The sequence below is a fragment of the Alteraurantiacibacter lauratis genome (assembly GCF_037154155.1).
Lineage (GTDB): Bacteria > Pseudomonadota > Alphaproteobacteria > Sphingomonadales > Sphingomonadaceae > Alteraurantiacibacter > Alteraurantiacibacter lauratis.
On record NZ_JBANRN010000031.1, the window covers coordinates 1 to 2,494 of the forward strand.

Genomic DNA, 2,494 nt, shown 5'->3' on the forward strand with positions numbered 1-2,494 from the left:
CTCCTGCTTCAGCGGAGACACTCTGAATCAATACACGCACTGAATTTCAAGAGGCTGATTGGGTTTAGACCCTAGGTTATGGGATCGCGGACATAGATGTTCTGAGGCAGAAGAATGTCGCCACATCCGACCACGATTTGCCCGTCCACGCCATCGTCATCACCGCCAGTGAAGACAAAGCCCGATGGCCAGTGGTCCCAGCGCCCCGGTTCATCGGTACAGGCATATTCGGTGATCGTGGGATAGGTGTTGAGCTTGTAAGTGACATCCGTTCCGTGTGGCGAGGTAATGCGCATGTTCTTGGCATGGGCGAGGATTTCGCCAGCGATCTTTACCTTTTCCTTCAGCTCATCATTGGGCATCATGCGGGCCAGCAATTCTGGCGGCTCGACGACTGTTATTACACGCGTGCCGGATGCCTGAATGGCCATTTGTTCAGGTGAAAATAGCAGGAACACGCAGTCTATAAGCATGTCCACGTTCTTCAGTGCCTCGACAGCCTCTGGCATGGCGGCGAGTCCCGTGCGACCGACCGCCCAGGAGCCGGCAGGTGGGCTGGCGGGAAGCCGCATATGGTAGATGCTGGCGCCAAGCTGGCGTCCTGCGGCAAGGAATGCATCGGCATAGTTGAGGCGCTCATCACCTTGCGTGAGCACAACCAGCTTCTCGCCTTCGTGGACGCCCGACATCTTGAGCTGATGAAGGCAAATTTCGGTGAAACTAGCGTGGTCCATTCAGTCTGTCTCTTTCAGCTCTGCAGCGGGTACAAAGTCCTTTACGGCCGCCAGGAAGCCGTCCAAGTTGTCCCATGGGATCATGTGTCCGGCGTTCTCAACAATGCGAACGTCGATGGCGGGGGCCAGCTGCCTGATTTCGGCGATATCGTCGTCCTGGATTACCGGTGCGTCGCCAGCCACCACCAGCCGCATCGGCAAAGTCAAATGTTGCAGGTCGGCATGGATGTCGTCACTGTGGAACCCGTCATAGGCTGTCTTGATCGCATCCAGCTGACAGGTGTGCAGCCACTCCGCCCTTAGCGAGAGTTGCTCTTCCGTCCATGTTGGGCAGAACGCGCGCATGTCTTCTGCCGAACAGCCTTTTTCCGCCATACGGATAGAATCTTCGTACCACGGCCAGGCTGAAGGATATTCGCGTCGCCCCGGACCGCTGACCGGCGGGTCAGCAAGGATCAGGCCGGCAAATGCGTCAGGAGACTTGCGGGCCGCCCTGATAGCGGTACGTGCACCCATTGAATGGCCCAGTACGATGGGCCTGTCGAGTGCCTTGGATTGCACGAGGCTAACGGCATCGTCCGCCATGGTATCCAGCGAATAATCGAGCTCGCCCGCCTCGCTCAAACCACGACCGCGCACGTCAAGCACATGCACGTTGAACGTCTCTGACAGCCGTTCGGCGATGAAGCCCCAGGTAATCGCCGGTGACGTAATACCTGGTATGATCAGCAATTGTGGGCCTGGACCCTGAAAGTGGATCAGGTGCTGGCGGATGCCATTGGCGCGAACATTGTAGCCTCTGCTCATTGGTCGCTCCTCAGTAGGCACCCGAAAGGAGAGAGCCTCCTCCGGGAACCCTTGTGTCGAGGGAGAGAGACTTGAGGAGCGACCAGGTGGTGGCGATTGCTGCGGTCAGCACGGGCTTGCCGATCTGCGCCTCCACCATTGAGACAGCGGGAAGGGAAGGCATCTGCACGCATGCAGACAGGATGACCGCGTCAACCGCGGCGATCTGCTCCATGTCGCCAACGATCCCTGGCAGGTTCATCGGGTCATGCGCGGCAACTGCCAGATTGTCGGATATTTCCAGGGCCCGCCACTCGACGACTTCGATGCCCTCGTTCTCGATATATTCGACGACCATCTGGGTAAGGGGCTTCATGTAAGGCGCAACGACGGCAACCTTCTTTGCCCCAATGGCCTGGACCGCCTCGACCAGTGCGCCGGCAGATGACACCACAGGCGCAGGGTTACCATTCTCCACGGTGACTTGATGCAGCCTGTTCTGGGATTCTCTGTGATAGCCCTTGCCCATGGACATGATGGCGACAAGGCAGGCGTAGCCCATGACGTCGACTTGCGCGTCAGACAGTTCGAGCGCGCAACGATCACTTTCGCAATCCATCTTGGCAAGCTCTTCCTTCGTCACATGCTTCATGCGCATGCGCGAAGAGTGAAACGTGAATCGTTCGGGCGAGATGGCCTCGCGTGCACGCAGCAGCGCAGGGATCTCTGTTTCCATTGTTACGTTCGAGCTCGGTACGATTTGACCGATGCGATAAGGCTTCATTGAATCGCTCCATATTTCTCCTCGCCATTAATTATCCATCTGAATAAATGCAAGCGGATTATAGGACTATTTTTCTGGTCTTTGCGGCCGAATGCGCTGCTTAAAGCATGGAATGTGACCTGCCCCCCGTTGCCTCCCTCGATGTAATGTAGAGTCTGCCCCACTCGAAGGAGCAGATGAATGAGGAAGA

Annotated in this window: 3 protein-coding genes and 1 pseudogene; all 4 read right to left on the bottom strand. The window is 57.1% G+C overall.

Annotation, left to right across the window (positions count from 1 at the left end):
• Positions 1–74: 74 nt before the first annotated feature.
• A pseudogene (locus tag WFP39_RS15180) lies at positions 75–734 on the bottom strand (2,5-dihydroxypyridine 5,6-dioxygenase NicX family protein); the annotation flags it as partial.
• Positions 735–1,541: an alpha/beta fold hydrolase gene (locus WFP39_RS15185; protein ID WP_336920672.1), complete on the bottom strand. Its 807-nt coding sequence runs from the start codon at positions 1,539–1,541 to the stop codon at positions 735–737.
• 10 nt (positions 1,542–1,551) lie between these two features.
• Entirely contained in the window at positions 1,552–2,304 is a 753-nt protein-coding gene (gene ndpH, locus WFP39_RS15190; protein ID WP_452039024.1) for a maleate isomerase, read from the bottom strand.
• On the bottom strand, positions 2,301–2,494 hold a 194-nt coding region (locus tag WFP39_RS15195), incomplete at its 5' end, for a hypothetical protein (RefSeq protein WP_336920673.1). The genes WFP39_RS15195 and ndpH, both read right to left, overlap by 4 nt.